Annotated in this window: 1 protein-coding gene and 1 riboswitch; the gene reads right to left on the bottom strand. The window is 36.7% G+C overall.

The annotated features are described in order from the left end of the window. Nucleotides 1-78 precede the first annotated feature (78 nt). Nucleotides 79-249 (bottom strand): transposase, encoded by a 171-nt coding sequence (locus ADA01nite_RS23185; protein WP_146812510.1) that lies wholly within the window; start codon nucleotides 247-249, stop codon nucleotides 79-81. Nucleotides 250-261: 12 nt separating this feature from the next. Next, nucleotides 262-350: riboswitch (cyclic di-GMP riboswitch) on the bottom strand. Between the last annotated feature and the right edge of the window lie 616 nt (nucleotides 351-966).

Consider the following 966-nt stretch of genomic DNA (forward strand, 5'->3'; position numbering starts at 1 on the left):
CAACTGGAAAAATAGGAACGTTATATACCGGATTTCATATTAAAAAGCCCGGCCTTGTGCCGGGTCTCTTTCTGTTCTTTAATTTCTATTAACGTTCAAATTGTATTTTCCTTGTTTATACTCACTAATCCATCGATAAATAGTGATACTGCTTAGTTTATGTTTTCTGGCTACATGACTAGGCTTCTCCGCTTCTAGAACTTGTTTTACTACTTTGCGCTTAAACTCAACTGAATACTTCCTTCTCATTCCTATTCTCCTTTCGGTAACCCGGCCGCCATAGCATTTTCTAACACTTTAGGCCCGTGGCTTTGCGTCCTCATCTTTCAATGAGTTTGCCTTTTCGACAAAGATTAGGGTATCAAAAAATACTGAATAAAAAAATACATAGTCACTAAATTTACATTATTTTTACATTCCAAGAGAATATATCTTGATAGCACAGTTTTTATTCAATAGATGCTAAGTTAAGGCGAAAATAAGTTTACGGAGAAATCCCTTGTTGCCAGTCCGCGCATGTCTCGCTTACTTTGTAAGTGAAGGAAATATGACTGGGGACTGGGAACAGCATGCCGTATCGTATGATGTTGTCTTACGATACGAGGACGAGGAAAAAGAAGACTTGAGCCGTATGAGTTGAAAGACTCACGCATGATTCTGAGGAGAGAAAGGGACAGCGATGCCCCCGACTTACCTGACTATTTCTAACGTTAACTTTATAAAGATATGTTTACCCCATGTCTATTTTACTTTATTTCTTTGTGTTTAAAAATTCCCGCATTTTAGTTGTAACTACATTTGTTTTACAATTTCATTTAGATTATTAGTAGATGTAGCAATTGTGCTAACACCATCTGTAATTTCTTTGATGACAGTCACAAGCGACTGCAACTCGTTGTCAATTTGAATACTTCCTTTTTTGATTTGTCCCATGGACTTAATCACCTGATCAAAGAATTGATCTAT

It is taken from the genome of Aneurinibacillus danicus (assembly GCF_007991215.1).
Classification (GTDB): domain Bacteria; phylum Bacillota; class Bacilli; order Aneurinibacillales; family Aneurinibacillaceae; genus Aneurinibacillus; species Aneurinibacillus danicus.

Excerpts from the sequence above, each read along its gene's own strand:
- ADA01nite_RS23185 (WP_146812510.1), bottom strand. The coding sequence starts at position 249 with ATGAGAAGGAAGTATTCAGTTGAGTTTAAGCGCAAAGTAGTAAAACAA.